The 16982-nt window shown below is 44.1% G+C and carries 16 protein-coding genes; 14 read left to right on the top strand and 2 right to left on the bottom strand.

The genetic code is table 11. The features are described 5' to 3' along the window. Positions 1 to 170: 170 nt before the first annotated feature. From MHH86_RS19445 to MHH86_RS19400, 10 genes are all read left to right on the top strand, one after another. Complete coding sequence (locus tag MHH86_RS19445) at positions 171 to 1571, top strand: MFS transporter (protein ID WP_143766097.1); 1401 nt, start codon at positions 171 to 173, stop codon at positions 1569 to 1571. Positions 1572 to 1664: 93 nt separating this feature from the next. Next, positions 1665 to 2957, top strand: a complete 1293-nt coding sequence (gene hcp / locus MHH86_RS19440; protein ID WP_036688774.1) for a hydroxylamine reductase — start codon at positions 1665 to 1667, stop codon at positions 2955 to 2957. 659 nt (positions 2958 to 3616) lie between these two features. Beyond that, positions 3617 to 4750: a hypothetical protein gene (locus MHH86_RS19435; RefSeq protein ID WP_036688773.1), complete on the top strand. Its 1134-nt coding sequence runs from the start codon at positions 3617 to 3619 to the stop codon at positions 4748 to 4750. Positions 4751 to 5308: 558 nt separating this feature from the next. Beyond that, entirely contained in the window at positions 5309 to 5881 is a 573-nt protein-coding gene (locus tag MHH86_RS19430; RefSeq protein WP_036688772.1) for a hypothetical protein, read from the top strand. A gap of 68 nt (positions 5882 to 5949) precedes the next feature. After that, positions 5950 to 6567, top strand: a complete 618-nt coding sequence (locus MHH86_RS19425; RefSeq protein ID WP_036688769.1) for a hypothetical protein — start codon at positions 5950 to 5952, stop codon at positions 6565 to 6567. Between the two features lie 181 nt (positions 6568 to 6748). Further along, on the top strand, positions 6749 to 7498 hold the full coding sequence (locus tag MHH86_RS19420) for a hypothetical protein (RefSeq protein ID WP_036688766.1): 750 nt from the start codon (positions 6749 to 6751) through the stop codon (positions 7496 to 7498). A gap of 65 nt (positions 7499 to 7563) precedes the next feature. Continuing rightward, entirely contained in the window at positions 7564 to 7872 is a 309-nt protein-coding gene (locus MHH86_RS19415; RefSeq protein ID WP_256717308.1) for a hypothetical protein, read from the top strand. A gap of 63 nt (positions 7873 to 7935) precedes the next feature. Beyond that, entirely contained in the window at positions 7936 to 8487 is a 552-nt protein-coding gene (locus MHH86_RS19410; protein WP_038572095.1) for a DUF4303 domain-containing protein, read from the top strand. A gap of 126 nt (positions 8488 to 8613) precedes the next feature. Next, positions 8614 to 10008, top strand: a complete 1395-nt coding sequence (locus tag MHH86_RS19405) for a hypothetical protein (RefSeq protein ID WP_076143778.1) — start codon at positions 8614 to 8616, stop codon at positions 10006 to 10008. A gap of 34 nt (positions 10009 to 10042) precedes the next feature. Then, positions 10043 to 11251, top strand: coding sequence for a hypothetical protein (locus MHH86_RS19400; protein WP_076143779.1), 1209 nt, complete (start codon positions 10043 to 10045; stop codon positions 11249 to 11251). A 102-nt stretch (positions 11252 to 11353) separates the two neighbouring features. Here the strand turns inward: MHH86_RS19400 and MHH86_RS19395 are convergent, their stop codons facing one another. Then, complete coding sequence (locus MHH86_RS19395; RefSeq protein ID WP_036688759.1) at positions 11354 to 11827, bottom strand: hypothetical protein; 474 nt, start codon at positions 11825 to 11827, stop codon at positions 11354 to 11356. 269 nt (positions 11828 to 12096) lie between these two features. Here MHH86_RS19395 and MHH86_RS19390 point away from each other — a divergent pair, with 269 nt between their 5' ends. The 3 genes from MHH86_RS19390 to MHH86_RS19380 all read left to right on the top strand — a co-directional run bounded on the left by MHH86_RS19390 (position 12097) and on the right by MHH86_RS19380 (position 14941). Next, the gene (locus MHH86_RS19390) at positions 12097 to 13365 is read left to right on the top strand and encodes a hypothetical protein (RefSeq protein WP_076143781.1); all 1269 of its coding nucleotides are present in this window, start codon (positions 12097 to 12099) and stop codon (positions 13363 to 13365) included. Positions 13366 to 13660: 295 nt separating this feature from the next. Then, complete coding sequence (locus tag MHH86_RS19385) at positions 13661 to 14212, top strand: polysaccharide deacetylase (protein ID WP_076143867.1); 552 nt, start codon at positions 13661 to 13663, stop codon at positions 14210 to 14212. Between the two features lie 30 nt (positions 14213 to 14242). After that, a complete protein-coding gene (locus MHH86_RS19380) occupies positions 14243 to 14941 on the top strand; it encodes a polysaccharide deacetylase family protein (protein ID WP_170914173.1) in 699 nt (232 codons plus the stop codon). A 5-nt stretch (positions 14942 to 14946) separates the two neighbouring features. On the opposite strand, the gene MHH86_RS19375 is transcribed toward MHH86_RS19380, so the two are convergent. Continuing rightward, positions 14947 to 15789 carry an AraC family transcriptional regulator gene (locus tag MHH86_RS19375; protein ID WP_036688751.1) on the bottom strand — a complete coding sequence of 281 codons (843 nt, stop codon included), beginning with the start codon at positions 15787 to 15789 and terminating at the stop codon, positions 14947 to 14949. A gap of 235 nt (positions 15790 to 16024) precedes the next feature. On the opposite strand from MHH86_RS19375, the gene MHH86_RS19370 reads away from it, so the two are divergent. Next, entirely contained in the window at positions 16025 to 16933 is a 909-nt protein-coding gene (locus MHH86_RS19370; RefSeq protein WP_342479384.1) for a chitosanase, read from the top strand. Positions 16934 to 16982 lie beyond the last annotated feature (49 nt).

Raw genomic sequence — 16982 nt, 5'->3', positions numbered from 1 at the left:
TAAATGTGCCGCTTTTTGCTGTTTTGCATTACCTCTGATTTTCCTCACCTATTCTGATAGACATATTCGCCTAAACCATTTCCATCCCATCTTTATGGGATTGTTCTTGCAAGGGATCTACTTATAATTGTTAGTAATTCTTAAACAATATGAGTAGGGACGGGATCAACATGATAGCAGCAAAAGATATAGAGTTTAAAAGCAGACACGGGCAGCGGCTGGGGATGATGGCGGCTATTTGTATGGGGGCGTTTATTTCCCATTTTACAGCCGGAATTGTGAATGTGTCGCTTCCTTTTATTGTGGATTATTTTCAGACAGAGCTTGGGAAGGGATTATGGATCACAACAGGGTATCTGCTAGTGATTACGGCACTTCTTCCTGTTATGGGGAAACTGGGCGACCGTTATGGTTTTCGCCGGATTCACAATCTTGGATTTGTGATCTTTACTGTGGGTTCCATCCTGGTCGCTTTTTCACCTAATTTACCAATATTGCTAACGCTCAGAGTTATACAGGGAGTAGGAGCTGCGATGTTCCAAGCAACTAATATTGCGCTCATCACCATTCATATGCCGAAAGAGCAAAGAGGACGTGCACTCGGAATTTTAAGTACAGCTGTCGCACTGGGCGGGATGACGGGACCTATAGCGGGAGGTTTGATTGCAGAGTGGCTGAGCTGGAAATGGTTATTTTTAATCCATGTTCCTGTGGCGATTGTGGCTACAATTATGGCATATCGGTACATACCCAACCGTGTGCAAGAGCGCAAACCGGGTGCTATCAGCTTCGTGGGGGCCAGCTTGTTTATGGCATTCATCACCTTGGTTCTTCTCGTAATAACAAATGGGAGCAAATGGGGCTGGGTGTCCGTGTGGACGATGACAAGTTTGGTGGGGGGTTTCTTGTTACTGATTACTTTTCTATTCTGGGAACGGAAGCAAAAGAATCCTTTTCTACCCTTACAAGCTTTGAAAATTCCAACTGTAGCGGGAGGCTTGATCGTTAGCTGTGCCTCTTTTATTCTGTCTAATACATTGCTTGTCCTTATTCCATTTTATTTGATGGGGGCGGCGGCTCCGTTCTCGTCATCTACGACAGGATATATTATGGCGGCTTATCCCATTGCCTTGGCGTTTGCAGGTCCTCTCGCAGGCTACTGTTCCGACCGTTATGGCTCTCATCGTCTGATGCTAATGGGACTGAGCTGTATGGGAAGCGGGTTTATCTTGTTGCTGGTGTATTTAGACCATATACCGGTTTATGGAATCGCGGCGATTCTATCTCTTATAGGCCTTGGTATGGGGCTCATTGCCTCTCCTAATAATAGCTTCATTATGCAGCAGACACCTCGGGAATACGTGGGTTCGATTGGCGGATTAATTGCTTTAACAAGAAATGCGGGGATGGTCTTTGGCTCAGCACTTGGACTTGGTGTGATGAGTGGAGAGACAGGACAAGGGAGTCAGTTGCAGGCGTTCAAATTGGTTTTTGAGATTAATATTTTCATTTGTTTAAGCGTTATTGTATTAATGGTTGTTATAAATAGAAGGTCATTTAAATCTGCTTGATCTAAAAAAATGTGTGTGTAATCACAACTCAAGGTTTGGTGTTCTGTTACGTTGGAAGTAACGAATGATTATCTAGATATGGAGGATAACGATATGTTTTGTTACCAATGTGAACAGACACCGAATGGCGGATGCACCGTTGTAGGGGTATGTGGCAAAAATGAAACCATTGCGAGTTTACAAGATACGATGATTTTTGCATTAAAAGGAATTGCAGCTTATGCGACACATGCCCGGCAGCTAGGATATAGCGACCCCGAGGTGGATCGTATCACCCACGAAGCTTTGTATATGACGTTGACCAATTCCAACTTTAATACGCAGGAACATTTGGAGATGGCGATGAAGGTCGGAGATGCGGCGGTGCGCATCATGGATGTACTGGATCGTGCGCATACGGACCGCTTTGGCATTCCGCAACCAATCACAGTCAGTCAGAACAAAATTGAAGGTCAATGTATTGTTGTGACTGGACATAATTTATATGCGTTGGAGGAATTACTGCGGCAGACAGAGGGGAAAGGCATCAACATTTATACTCACTCAGAAATGCTGCCTGCGCATGGATATCCTGCACTCAAAAAGTATAAGCATCTTAAAGGCAACATCGGCAAAGCGTGGTATGATCAGCGTAGATTGTTTGAGCAGTTTCCCGGTGCAATTCTTGCTACCACAAACTGTGTAATGCCGATTAAAGGCACTTATGCAGACCGCTTTTTCTCATATGAAGTAGCGGGGCTGGAAGGTGTAGAGAAAATAACGGGCGACGACTTCTCCCCACTAATTAATCGAGCGTTGTCCCTACCTGCGGCTGATGTAGAGTCAGATCTGGTACTCACGACCGGATATCATCATGAAACTGTAATCGGGTTAGCACCAGAGATCATTCAAGCAGTCAAAGACGGGCATATCCGCCGGTTTTTCGTCATTGCAGGCTGTGATGCGCCAGGTACGGGCGGGAATTACTACCGTGAGTTGGCGACTTCCTTACCGAACGATACCGTCATTTTAACTACTTCTTGCGGAAAGTTCCGCTTTAATGACGTAGATTATGGCACCGTTGGAGACACCGGTATTCCGCGTTACATTGACCTTGGGCAATGTAATAATTCCGGTTCTACAGTGAAGATTGCCATGGCTCTGGCTGAGGCATTTGAGTGTACGGTGAACGAGCTGCCTGTCAGCATCGTGCTGTCTTGGTTTGAGCAAAAAGCAGTGGCCATTCTGCTAGGCTTGTTCAGTCTCGGCATTCAGGACATCCGCATCGGACCAAAGCCACCCGAGTTCATCTCGCCAGGTGTACTGGATGTGTTGGTAGAGCTTTTTGGGTTGAAGCTAATTACTACTGCTGAGGAAGATATGAACGCGATGTTGGCGTTGTCGTAGGTAAAGAAAACTCTCACAAGGTTGTTTTTAATTATTTTATTGAAGTCAACTTCTACAAATGATCGAAGGTTGCCGCCCAGAAGGGATTGGCAACCTTTTTTGATAGGGGATATGAACGTGCCACTCCTTCAGTGGTTCTATCGGGTAACAGTCGTAAGGGAAACGCCTCAAATGTTCGTCCATGCGCTTCTGAATGATAGCGGTCACGGTACACTTTTCTTTTTCGCTTAATGCAATTAAGTTGTTCTCCTTTCGGTTGTTTACTTCTCAAGAAATCCTCCGGGTAATAATTTCAGATATCAACTTATTATTTGCCCCAAAAACTGCGAATGGGTCTTCTGAGTTATGGTATACGCTTACTTCTTCCACTCGCATTACTTCATCACCATCCTAAACTGCGGCTTCGTCTTTGAAAACTATCGCTTCGTTCTTGAGTGGATAAATGAACCGGGTATCTGATAGCACGCATCAGACTATCTCTTTTTTTGTCTTTATCAAATCAGATTTACCCATTCACTACTATTAGCTTTAAGAGACTGCTGGTTTAAATAAATCAATAACCCTTCTTAACGTCTAAGTAAATGGCAGGAAATCTTTCATCAGCTAGAGAATACCTAATTCTGGAAAAATAAATGAACATGAAAGGTTGATCCTTGCTTATGAATGACAACAAGTTCACCTGCTTAATCAAAGCGAAAATAATGTTTGTACATCCTTTGCTGCTTGCCCTGATCATTGCACTTGCAGCCTGCAGCAATTCCTCCGCAGACAAGATAGCAAGCAAGTCTGCGCAGCCGACCAAAGAGGCACCTCTGGTAACTCAAGCATCCGGTAGCATTTATCTGTACGGTGAAGTACATGGCGTAGCCAAGATTATTGACAAGGAATATGAATTATGGTCTGAATTCTACCATATCGAGGGCATGAGACATCTGTTCGTCGAGATGCCTTATTTTACCGCCGAATATTTGAATCTATGGATGCAGTCGGACAATGACGATATTCTGGAGGAGATTTATGATGATTGGGAGGGAACAGCTAGTCACAATCCATATACCAAGGCGTTCTACAAAAAAATAAAAGGCGAGTGTCCTGAGACGATTTTCCACGGCACAGACATCGGGCATCAAGATGAAACTACCGGGAACCGCTTCTTATCTTATCTTGCGGCAAACGATCTAACAGAGACGGAAGAGTATACTTTAACAATAGAAGCGATCCAGCAAGGCCGTTTTTATCGCAGTAAAGATGACAACGTATATCGGGAAAACAAGATGACCGAAAATTTTATCCGCGAATTTGAAAGGCTGAGTAGTGAGAGCGTCATGGGTATTTACGGTTCAGCACATACCGGGCTTGATGAAATGGACTATAGTACCCAATCCATCCCTTGTATGGCCAATCAATTACAGAAGCATTATGGCGACAACATTTATTCTGAGAACTTAAGCTGGATTGCTAAAGATATTGACCCGTCCAGAGTAGATTACATCACCTTACAGGGCAAGGAGTATGTGGCATCGTATTTTGGAAAGCAGGATTTGAACGGGTTCAAGGATTACGCCTATCGAGAATTTTGGCGATTGGAGGGCGCCTATGAAGATGTCAAAGACCTACAACTGGTAGAGAATTATCTTCCTTACGATAACTACCCGATGCTGATAGAAACAGGCCAGGTCTTTGTGATCAGCTATACCAAGACAGACGATTCAGTGGAAAGAGAATACTATCTGTCTAACGGCAAGATTTGGGATGAAGGTATGTATTCAACTCAACAATTCACAGCAGAATGATCGATTAATAATGTGAAGGTGATTATCACAAACGCAGCATGTTGTCGTTCAACTATGGCCAGTTCATTCATGAATCGAATGAAATTAATACAAATGAAGCCAACTCAAAGGTGTCAGGTCGAAGGAGCTGGAGTAGATTGTTGAAAAGGACACTCAATCGCGATTTTTTTTCATATCAACTTGCCGTTACAGCCAGCGCGCTGATCCGTACCATTAGGGACGACAGGAAATTTTTGAGCGGAAAGTTGGAGAGTGCTGTAATAAGGATGTGGAATAGTTCGACAGAGGGTGTCCCAAACGTCATAAATTGACGTAGGGATACCCTCCTTTTTTAATGAGTGAGCGAAGCGAGAAGGAGGGAAGGAGCTAGAGATTGTGCTGAACGGTCAAGATTATATCTCTTTCTATGCGAAGGTTATTTCCAAAATTCAGGTGAAAAGTAGGTAGACTCAGGACAAGCGATCACTATAATGGAAATATGAGACATTCATAGAGCCGATCAATAGGATATAAATAGAATCCGGCTGAGTAAAAAAAGCGATTAGAGGAGGCCATCTCGTGGGAAGATCATTCGCAAATTTGCATATCAAGTCGAACAACCTTGAGAAGACTGTCGAAGCATTAAGAGAGCTAAGCGAAGGGCATGCCAAAGTATTAGGCAAGTCCAATCATGAGGCTCCAGAGAGCAAAGTTGTCATGTACGTAAGCAAAAGCAACGAGAACTGGATCAGCGTGCTCCACGATTATTTTGTATGGGGTACGGTGAAGGAGGCCGGCAAAACGTTGTCCCAGCTTATCGGGGAGCCAGTGATGACCGCCGGATATATGAATGAGGAAATATTCGAGTTGTCGTTGTTCGAGAATGGAGACATTCAAGCCGAAAAGATCTTTTGTGAACAGTGGACGAGGGATGAATATGAACAACTCCGGGAAGAGCGTCTCAATGATGACTACCTGCGAAAAGCGTTGGATATCCGTAATGAGGATTTTGACGGCTTCATTGACATAACGAGTCCGGGACAAGCCGTAGATAAGCTGTCAGAACTCGTAAGTATGTCTTTATGGAGTGATTGGGAGTGGATCCCGTACGAAGAAACTCTCAGAAAACGATTTGTGAAATATGAATTTTGAAAATACACGAGCAAATGGCTAAGGACAGCTGAGATGACATTTTAGTACATGGCGGTGAGCGAAAAGAAATGGATAGATTAAAGAACAGCGGATTTTATAAGCTTAGATTCTTCATAAGGCCGGAAGAGTTTGAAAGCGTTTTGAAGCTTTTTGAACATAAGCAAGCGCAATTTCATCTAACCAATTATGCCCAGACAGAGCATGATCTGAATCAGGTGTATGAGGCGTATAAGACCTTTTATGATTATTTTACGGCAGAAGAAAAAAGGAATGAGGGTTTCCCTTTCTTTGTTTATTCTATTTCTGTTGCGTCTGATAATGAAAGCTCTGGATTTTTCGCGAGAAATGAAGGTGTCTATTTTCCATATTACGGACAATGGGCAGAGGATGAACTGCCGTGTATCTTGCTATCATTTCCTAAAGGCTTTCAAATAGATTTGGAAGATGAAAAAGGGAAGTATTATATCTATGAGGATATTCGGGACCATAAGCCATTAACATATACGTTTTTCGATGAAATAACGGGTGCTATTAAAAAAATGACAAGGCCGCTTCGCTTCTCGGCGCATGATGCAGATGCTATGAAGGAGCAAAAGCCTTCTGTGCGTATAAGCCATGGTGCGATGCAAGATTTGAGCAAATCGTGGATTTTCAATAAATATGGGCTTGTGATGGGTGGAAAATAGTTCAGGGCAAATGACACCGAAGCACTGGCCAAGCTGGAGAATTCAAAAATTGGGGATTGATATGTTGCACTCTCTAAAATTTCAGTATTATCTTGGATAAAAAAGCTCCTCAACCTGCAATATTTTAAAGAATTCTCTTATTTGGAAGAGTTGCATGTTGGGGGCAGCAGGAGGAGTATTTATGTACATCGTATCTCGGCCAAAACCGCTGTCTGATGACCAAAACCAAGCACTTGCGAAGGAAGATGCCGCTGTTTATCCACCGGGCTACCTCCGGTTTTTGCGGCGATTCGGCGAAGGAACTTACAGAGGGTGGTTGAATGTTCAGCTTCCGGATGCGGAGGTGCTCAAACCTTTTGCAGAGTACGGATTATGGGAGCATGACGAAAACAGCCCCATTACTGAGCAACAGATCGGGGAGTGTATCGTTATAGGTACAACGGTTGACGGTGATTTTCTGGCAGTGTATCCACAGACAGCTGGGCTGCTCTGGCTACCTCGGCATGCGGAGCACGTGAAGGCGATTTTCCTGCAGGCACCGGAGCAGGAAGACGAGGGGATGTACGCTTTGGTGCTGGACGAAATATATCGTCAGGTGTATGGAATCATTCAAGGGGAGAGCGTCTATTATGAACCGTGGACGGGCACTCGCAGCCATCGCTTTTTGCGTTTGCCACAAGGGCAGGACCAGCTTACGCTACCCGAACTGGCTGGATTGTGCCAACATGAATTTCCGCCGGATTTGTTTAATGAGAATGCCTATGCTTGTTTCCTGTTCTACCGGCAGCTGGGAGGCTATGTACGATTGAATTATGCCTACCAGCAAGAGGTGGCCGTCTTCTATGAACAGGATACGGGGCAGGCGTTTGCCGATATGGAGCAGTGGCTCTTGTCGAAAGGCTGCGAAGCGATTTCAGAAAATAACAGCTGATCTGGGTGCTCCTTACGTATGGGAGAGGGAGGTAGGCATGAAACTAGTTTTTACTTTGGATACACATGGAACGTGTGTGGGTCAATTTGTCAGAGTCAGTTGCTAAATATAATAAGCATGCAGATAAGAAAACCCAAAATCAACTACTGGACCTAGTGAAAAAATGGATGCTCGAAAATAATTGGCTAAATGGAAAGTTAAATCAAGCACGGAAACTACTTTCGCAAGACATGGGTCTTTATGAAGTCAGCCAGAAATTGCAGATGCCATTAGAAGAGATTGAGTATATCCTTCTCCGTATGAATGACTATGAGCCAACTGATATTCATCCTGATAACCTTGTAGTAGAAAAAGCGCCGCCATATCATTTGTAGAAGGCTGGAGCTAATAGAAGACATCCTGCCTGAGCGGATCCACTAACGGAAAGGAGGAAGCCGATGCAAGAAATAGAGACGCTGGCGATAGAGATCGCCGATGCTGCTAGAACGTCTTTTCGCACTCTTTTTGAAAATGGCGAACGTTACTATTACTGTACTCTATACACTACTGGCGAGGGACATGCGCCAAGTATCTCCGCCTGGTCGTGGGAAGCTTTGGAGATGGAAGCAGCCAGGCAAGGAGTCGAAAGTGACACACCGGCATCGACGATTGCGGAACTTATCAAATGGTCTTATGCGGATTCGCCCTATTGTTGTTTCGGCGATGAGAACTTCGATAACGTTAAACAACGATTTACCGAGCGTCCTTTCATTGCGGATCTTGAGAATGACGAAGGGAATCGTGAGTTTGATTTGAGGCTGAAGGCCATGGAGCTGGCGATGAAAATGCTCGATGATGAAGGTGTGTTTGCCTTGAATCAACTGCGAGAGTCAGTATGCGTCCTTGTCGAAGTCATGCCGCCGGATGAGATCAATACTGAGATCGCCCTCCGTTTGAATCGGGCAGAATCTTCGGCTATGCAAGTATGGTTGGCGGAAGCGGCGGAGTAGAAGCATCCGCTTTCGGGAACCGTCTACTATATTCGGATTTAATAAAATGGTCGAGATTAAGCAGGGCGTAAGCCTTGGGGCATGTGAGGAAATAATGGAAATTTCAAAATGAAGGGAAAATAATGTATGAGCAATCTTTTCCGATTCATTCCTATTAGCCAGCTAGCAGATAAATTTCCCGAAGGATCTTGGTGGGCGAAGTTTTACCAAGATTTTAGTGACGAGCAACTTGCCGCTTACTATGAAGGGGATTTGACGCTGCCTTCTCTTAATCTAGATTGGGAGCAACCTTTCCCGCAACAAAAAGAGGTAATCATCATTTTTATAGAAGGAAATTTTACTGTAGACAATCTTTATAATAAAGAAACTGATGGCGCCATAGGGCTTTTGGTGACCGGTAATTTGAGTGCAAAAAATATAGCTGTAGGAGGTCAGGAAATTTATGTTTCGGGCAACCTGATGATTGAGGAAATATTATGCGGCTCCTACAATCATGGGGAAACGATTGTTAAAGGTGATCTCAGCGCTGCGGTTTTAGTTCAGGATGACGAGTACAGTTTCAAAGTGGACGGCCATAAATCGATCGCTTGCTTAGTAAATGTGTGGGAGGGGGACGGCGTATTTCAGGAGCTTCCGGTGGACATTCATGAGGTGTTGATTGATGAAGTTTTTTTGGATATGGATGAGGATGAGGAGGATTTTTCCTTTGCCACACTGGTGAACGTAATTAAAGAAGGCCGTTCTGCTCTAAAAAAAATAAATGAATCCCCCACTAGCAAGAACGCAGTTCATTTATATTTCACCCATAACACGATCAATGAAGAAAATATATTGAAGTTGACGCAGTGTATTTTAATGCCAAGTGACAAGCCTTCTTTTAATTTTCGCGAGCAAGACGTTTTTTTCAAAGTTCAACTGGAGCATATTGATGCTGACGGGGATGAGCGGGATCTTAGCGTTTATATGAATGATAACCGGCATCACTATTATATTTGGCTGGAGCAAGATCATTCTGTCGGTTTGTTGAAGAGAACCATAGAAGAAGGGTCTGAGTGGGAGGACATTACAGAAGAGTCTCAGGAACAACTAGCAGAGATTAGCGATTGCTGGACGATGTTGCTGACCTGCGTTAATATGGCTGAGCTTTATTTACCAAACATTGAGGTACAGAATGTGCAAGACATTTTGCAACACACTGTAATTCAGGAATTATATTCGGAAGTGGAGGAGAATGGCGGGTTCTGGGACGGCTCCAAATGTTACAGCTTCCGTCAAACGCATACGGACGAGGACGGAGACCTCCTACATGGTCGGATTGAAATCAGGACTCCAGATGAAGCGTATTATTTTTATACACTGGACAATGGAACTTATGTTTCCCGGCATTATCAGCCGCCCGATCAATATGGTAAGCAGGACATGCCCTATTTGGATCTTAGGCGCTGGGAAGCATCAGAGCGGTATTTTACAAGATTTAAACAATTTATTACTGAGAAGATTGAGTCAGGTGTGAATAGTTAGATCTTGATATGCTTTAGAGGAAAGGATGATAGAAATGCCAAATGATAGCCAAGCTGGTCCTTCAGCTGGTTCTGTTAGAGAAGTTGGTAGTTATCCTATCAACCTGACAGGTCCACGTAGTCATACTCTTGTCCTTAAGCCCGGTGTGGGCAGTCTATCCATGGGTCCGTCGCAATTGGGGAAAAAGGTTGACCTTCATGTCGCGTCTGATGCGCCTATCGATTGGACCGTATTCGATGTCTTTGCCACACCGGCCGGCTCTCCCTGGCCGAGATTTCTGCATTATACAGGCAGTGATTTAGGCTTCTTTGACTGGGCACAGAAACGTCCCATTGAAGAGATGACATGGACTCCGATCCTGTCTGCAGACACGGTGGCGGACGCCAGTCAGTCTAATTTGCATGGCTTGCATGTCAAGTTGGAACCATCCGGGAGGTCCCTTAGCCTAATACTTCCGAAGCAGCCTTTCCGCCTGAGTGTGTCTGGCGATCTATCACGCTTCTCGGCCACAGGTGATATGCCATCTTCTCTTACACTAGCACCGCGCACCGGCCGACGTAAGAATGATTCCCCTTTTTTGCTGCCCGATATGGGGGAGCTGCACCAGGTAACGAGCTTGACGCTACATAACGCACCGCTGGGACAGCCCATCTCGCTAGAGTGTCTAAACCGGTACCCAAACCTTAAATCACTGAGTTTGTGGGGAAACTTCTGCGATTTGAATCTATTGGCTCATCATACCGAGTTAACGAATCTGGAGCTGCGCTTCATGCCTGATCTGGAGGATTTGCCGACCTTGAACGCGTGGCCGTTGCTTGACAGATTTATCGCCTACAATGTGGAAGAGAGCGCTGGCAAGCATCTAAAAAAGCAAATGAAAACTCGCGCTGAAACCCGTCCTTGGACCGACCATGCTTCAGTGAGCCAATTACGAAAGCCAGAGTGGTGGACGACCGAGTTTGGCCGCCCATTCTCCTCCTGGACTAAACGTCTAGCCAAGCTGGCTAATGAAGCTTACAACGTTGCACAGGTAACCTTGTCCGAGGCCCATAGCTTTGCTGAAGCAGAGGCCGCCATTACCGCTTTCACCGTGCGCTTCAACAATCTTAAGGGCATCGAAACCACCGAACGAGAAGATCTTGGTGAAGCGGTATGGCAACTTAGCCAGTCTGACCACTTGATTGGCCAGCCTATCACAGAGGAGATGGCTCAACACTGGTTCGATGCAGCGCGCGATTACTAAATGAATTGAATGTCACACCCCTAGAATAGAAATCGGATTGACCCAGAGGTTTATCCAATGTCTATTCTAAGGGGTGCACTTTACTATACTGGCGGGGTTTTGTTATACGATCATCCCCATTTCTCGGAGTCTATCTTTAATTTTCTTTAAACGAGCTTCTTTTTCGCTGTCTTCAGTTAATACCTCTACAGATGTTTCGTTATACTTCTTAATGATCCTCTTTAAAGTTAATTCTTTCATTTCCTTTTTACTGTGGATGGTAACAGGAGGGACAGCTGTATAGTTTTCTATGGTCTTGGGATCTGCAGAAATTCGTTCTAGTAAACTAAGTAGAAGCACCAGTCTTTGCTGGCCCAACCTCGGAACTTGGTATAGTTTTTTCCATGTGGAATTTAATAGATGATCAAGGTCTGTATATCCCTTTGAGTATAAAGCGTTTATGAGGCCTGTTAAATTTGGACCCCGTTCTTCTGCATGAGCCACAGCAACAATACAAGCAATATTCTTAGAATAAAGATGCGCCGGAAGTGGAAAAAAATGTATTAATGCCGCATTTCCGTCGATGATGTCAATCATGATGATATACCTCCATTAAAATATGTGTTCACTATACATGTTTAGTATTCTGGCAAGATTATGAGTCAGTAGGGTGAATTTCCCTGACTTGGTACAATAGATTGATACACTCTGCATTATTAAACCCCAAGCTACTGATCATTTTCTGAACACCAGAAAAACCCATTACATAAGCTCTTAGAATATGTAGCAGATATGATTCGTTGCGCTTCATAATCATTGCTAAGTAATGATATGATATAGGCATCAATTTTGTGGGGTGCACTGATATGGATTTCCGAATCAAAGAACTAGTTAATGCTACACAGCAAACCTATGGATTGGACAACTACTACTTACATACAAATGAAATTTATCGCGAAGTTACGATGTTGGGAGAAACCGACTATTTGCTTAGTATGGAATGGTTTCCTTCTCACATTAAGGAATGGAAGGAGGATTATAATCCGGAAGGAACTGCAGTCATTACGCTTGACTTACTATCCCGCAACTATAAAAGTGTTATTTTTGTTGGAGGGAAATCTTATGCAAATCGAACACCATTCCAAAACATTGAAATAAACGGCGTTATTCAGTGGATGGAAGCTGAAGTAGGGCTTGAATATGGTAAACAATTCTACCTATTGAAGGAAGAAAGAGGAGAATATCATTTTGCCGAATGTATAGACGGTATCCCCATCTCCCCCGGCGGGCGAATGGAGTTACGCTTCGATGCGGAAGGTAGGATTATTTTTTATAGTGTATATGGCCAGTTTCCTTCCAGCTTCCTTGTGCACAAAGAGCATTATTCTCTCACGCTTCAAGCGGTAGAGCCACTGGCGAAAAAACAACTACAGCTTATCGAATATCCAGTGTACGAGATGAAGCATCTCCTGCCGATCTATGGGATAGAAGAAATCTACATTACAAATGATGGAACAACCACAATTCCATTTGAGATGATATCAGGTACGAGAGCACGACTGAATATTGATCAAGTAATACATTGGGAGCAAGTGGACACGGAACAGTTCGCAAGGACGGAGATCCGTCTGCAGGAAGTAGTTACAATCGAACAGGCAGTAGCACGTGAGCCGCACCCAGATTCATTTTCAATCACAGACGTAGAACAAGCCCAATGTATAGCCGCAGTCGAAGCTGGTTTAAGCCAGCTCTATCCGGATGAATCCGGACAATGGATACTGAAGACTTTACATCGGGAAAGAGGACATATTCAAGCGACATTGAGGAGGAATGCGCCAAGTAATCGTATTTTTCAGCGTAAGATCCTCCTGTTTATCGATACGAAAAATTATAAGGTTATAAATTATATGGATAACAAGTTAATGCTCGATACGTTTGATGAGTTCCAGAGCGAAGGGGAAATTGCTGTGAGCCATGACGAAGCTTATGACAAGCTCAGGGGATGGTTCGAATTAACACCCGTCTATGTGTATAATCCTGGGCAGAAGAAGTATGTGCTGTGCGGGAAGCTGGATTGTGATTTTGCAGTGAAGGCTACTAGCGGAGATGTGGTGGAGTTGGGTAGTTTGGATTGATAGTGAAACCAGATTGATTTAGTCAAAAAGATAACATCCGAAACTCATGTCCAAGAGACATGGGTTTTTCTTTATGTAGTTGGATGCCAAAAATTTAGACTTAATGAAAATAATTGTATGGAAATTTGATATACACGCAGAGAAATTCCGGTGTATAGCGTCAAATATAAGTAGACGTTAGAAAAAAAGAAAGTTCCGTTATGTACAATGTATGAAATGAGAGACTATAACCGTATTAAGGATGGTGAATGAGTTGGGCTTCAAAATACGTAAAACTACGGTGCAGTCCGTCTGGATGATGTGGGAAAAAGCTTTTGCGTTGCTATCACATTTTCGGGGATCGCATAAGTCGCGTTTTGGTATATGTACCGTGATGCTAAAAAAGCATCGGGGACAGCCTATTGTATGCCAGGACGCCACGGTCATCAATCAGGGAGAGTGGGTGGGAGAACTCCACCTCGACAATGAAAGAATCCTGAAGTTGATCCGGTCTGAAGGATCAGACCGTGCCGCACTCCAAACGGCTCGCATGCTGCGTAAATCAATGAAGCAAATCAATGAAGCCTTCGAATCGCAGTCCGAGTTCAGGCAGGTCAAGGCTTTGTTGGGGATTACACTGCTCCATCGGGGATTAACACACGGTCTTGGTTTTGAACAACAAAATATAAAGTCCGGCGTTTTCGAACGCATCACCACCATCTATCTTCGTTTGCTGCTGTCTGCCATGCATCCGGAAGGGAGACAAAGAATCAATCGGCGAACAGAGCAACTGGTCCCGATGTTACTGATACATTCACGCGCCTCACTGAAAAATCGATTCTCACCCGGACAGAACTACTCTGGATAGGTCTAAAGCTTGTTATATGGAGGTGTAATCATGCTTACATATCTGATAGGAGGAATACTATGTGCCGCCACTCTTTACATGTTTATTCCGAGTTTGATTACGCGAGTGAGCGGCTTTGGTGTCTTTCGCAAAGGAACGGTAAAAAAACAGGTGGCATTCACTTTTGATGATGGGCCACATCCGAAATATACGCCGGAATTGCTGGATTTATTGAAGTTACATCAAGTGAAGGCTACTTTTTTCGTGCTTGGATCGCGAGCGGAGCAGTATCCAGATCTGATCAGAAGAATGGATCGGGAAGGCCATCAGATTGGCATCCATAATTATTGCCATACATCTAACTGGCTGATGCTGCCCAGTACTGTTAGGCGAGAACATCTGGACCGCTCCGCTGATATTATAGAGTCTATTGTCGGAATCAGACCCAATCATTACCGTCCACCCTGGGGATTAATCAATCTATTTGATTTCTTTCGGCACAAGCAGTATCGAATTGTTTTATGGTCCCTGAAGGCGGGCGACTGGAACATCCGGGCCTGTCAAACCCGGATGCAGGCCATTCTATTAGGTGGAATCACCGATGGCTCCGTTGTTTTACTTCACGACAGCGGTGAGACTGCGGGCGCGGACCGGCATGCTCCTTATTTTATGCTGCAAGCTCTAGAAGAAGTGCTAAACCAACTGCAGGCAAGAAACCTGCAATTTGTTCGGCTTGACGAAATGTCTTGACGTTGCTATTTAGACTTAAATTGTTTGCGGAAGCAGAGCGGCGAGATGCCCATTATTAATTTGAAGGTTCGTCCAAAATGGGAGGTGTTATCAAACCCAACCATTCCCGCAATTTCAGTAACATTAAACGAAGAGCCAACCAGCAAATCACGCGCTTTTTTGATGCGGATATTATTGATATATTCAATGAAGCTGAACCCGGTGGATTCTTTAAAAGTTCGGCAAAGGTAGGAGGAGCTTATGTCGAATTGCCGTGAAATCTCACAGAGCTTAAGCGGTTCCATATAATGTTGATTTACATAATTAACGATGTCCAGGACTTTCTTATGTGTACGATTGGATTCCACAAATGAAGCTGTGCGGCTGTCAAATAGTTTACGATTAAGATAGAGGAGCAGCTCCACCAATAATATTTGTTGGTACTGTTCATATCCGCGGGCTTGCTTCTTCCCCTCCTGGATCATTTTCTGAAAAAGCTGTTCGATGAAATATTGATCCATCCCGGTCATCTTCAAAGCGCGGTAATCACTTTTGAACAATTCGAGCAGTTCCTCACATTGACTGCCGGTGCAGAAATGCTGCAGGAATTCTTTTTTAAACAGGAGTGTTACCCGCTCATACATATTGCAGCCTGAATTGACCAGTTTGTGCATTTCGTGAATATCCATAAATAGCAGCGTTCCGCCCGCAACCTGATAGGTTCTGTCCCCTATAAAATAATAAAAATCCCCGGATATTAAATACAGAATCTCATATGCATCATGATAGTGTCTTGCAGGCATGCTGGTGTATACCTGTTTCTTGCGGCTGATGTCAAAAAGAGTAGACTCATAAAATACCGGCTTCATTCAGCACCTCCTAAGAGGATTGTAGACTTAATCTATGGTTTGTAGCAACATATGTATAAAAATTAATAAATACAAGAAAATACGTGCTGTTTGGACAAACTTTTTGAGATAAGCTTGAACTGAATTACCAAGTGTTGGTAAAAGGAGGGCTGTCATGCTCAGATAGGTTAGGGATAAGGTTCACTGCCGCTAAAAGTTAAAGCGCTTAAACTATTCGATTAAAGGAGAGATTGCGGTGCTAAATTCAACGAAGAGTAAGGTTTCCAAGAAAATGAAATTTTCATTGTTGATCGTGCTCAGTTTTTCAATGATTTTTTCTTATGGCTGTCTGTCCAAAACATCTCAACAGAAAAGTTATGCGGCAGGGAACCCTGATTCTAATTTTTCACCGGCAACACTTCAATTCTTGCGTGACAACACAGGACTGGATGGTGAGCAGTGGAACAATATTATGATGCTTGTCAACAAACCGGAGCAGGACGATCTGAACTGGATCGATTTTTACGGATATTGTGAAGATATTGATGATGACCGCGGGTATACGATTGGAATATTTGGTGCAACTACAGGCGGCTCAAATGATACCGGTCCTGACGGTCCGGATCTGTTCAAGGCATATGACGCTGCTAAAGGCGCGAGTAATCCTTCGGTTAAAGGTGCATTGGCCCGGATCGGTGTTAAGGGTTCGATGAAAGGGAAGATCCTCGAGATCAATGAAAGCGAAGAGAGCTTCTGTAGAAAAATCGGCAATTTGCAAGATGATCCCGAGTGGAGAGAGGCTGTGTGGAAAACGTTCTACAATATCTATATTAAATACAGTGTGGAGCAGGCCCGCAAACGCGGTTTTAACTCGGCATTAACTATTGGTTCCTTCGTGGATGCAGCGCTGAACCATGGAGCTACCGGCGGCTCCGAGACCCTTCAAGGGCTTTTGGGTAAATCCGGAAGTAGCACTGATGAGAAGACTTTCATGACCAAATTTTATAAAGAACGGACCAAGATTGTGGATACTAATGAGTACAACTCTCCGCCTAACGGCAAGAACCGTGTGAAGCAGTGGAGTAATTTGCTGAACATGGGAGAGACAGACCTGAAAGGTGCAGATTCGGCAATTCTTCAAGTCACCGACTGGGAACTCCAATAACAGGAATGTAAGGGCAGTAGAACCACCGTTCTTCTCGGTGACTGCGGTT

It is taken from the genome of Paenibacillus sp. FSL F4-0097 (assembly GCF_038593125.1).
Lineage (GTDB): Bacteria > Bacillota > Bacilli > Paenibacillales > Paenibacillaceae > Paenibacillus_AQ > Paenibacillus_AQ odorifer.
Note: the sequence above shows the minus strand (reverse complement) of the source record. Positions and strands in the feature narration are given on the sequence as shown.

Coding starts and splice junctions, on each gene's coding strand:
- MHH86_RS19445 (WP_143766097.1), top strand. CDS start 171: ATGATAGCAGCAAAAGATATAGAGTTTAAAAGCAGACACGGGCAGCGG.
- hcp (WP_036688774.1), top strand. CDS start 1,665: ATGTTTTGTTACCAATGTGAACAGACACCGAATGGCGGATGCACCGTT.
- MHH86_RS19435 (WP_036688773.1), top strand. CDS start 3,617: ATGAATGACAACAAGTTCACCTGCTTAATCAAAGCGAAAATAATGTTT.
- MHH86_RS19425 (WP_036688769.1), top strand. CDS start 5,950: ATGGATAGATTAAAGAACAGCGGATTTTATAAGCTTAGATTCTTCATA.
- MHH86_RS19420 (WP_036688766.1), top strand. CDS start 6,749: ATGTACATCGTATCTCGGCCAAAACCGCTGTCTGATGACCAAAACCAA.
- MHH86_RS19415 (WP_256717308.1), top strand. CDS start 7,564: ATGGAACGTGTGTGGGTCAATTTGTCAGAGTCAGTTGCTAAATATAAT.
- MHH86_RS19410 (WP_038572095.1), top strand. CDS start 7,936: ATGCAAGAAATAGAGACGCTGGCGATAGAGATCGCCGATGCTGCTAGA.
- MHH86_RS19405 (WP_076143778.1), top strand. CDS start 8,614: ATGAGCAATCTTTTCCGATTCATTCCTATTAGCCAGCTAGCAGATAAA.
- MHH86_RS19400 (WP_076143779.1), top strand. CDS start 10,043: ATGCCAAATGATAGCCAAGCTGGTCCTTCAGCTGGTTCTGTTAGAGAA.
- MHH86_RS19395 (WP_036688759.1), bottom strand. CDS start 11,827: ATGATTGACATCATCGACGGAAATGCGGCATTAATACATTTTTTTCCA.
- MHH86_RS19390 (WP_076143781.1), top strand. CDS start 12,097: ATGGATTTCCGAATCAAAGAACTAGTTAATGCTACACAGCAAACCTAT.
- MHH86_RS19385 (WP_076143867.1), top strand. CDS start 13,661: ATGATGTGGGAAAAAGCTTTTGCGTTGCTATCACATTTTCGGGGATCG.
- MHH86_RS19380 (WP_170914173.1), top strand. CDS start 14,243: ATGCTTACATATCTGATAGGAGGAATACTATGTGCCGCCACTCTTTAC.
- MHH86_RS19375 (WP_036688751.1), bottom strand. CDS start 15,789: ATGAAGCCGGTATTTTATGAGTCTACTCTTTTTGACATCAGCCGCAAG.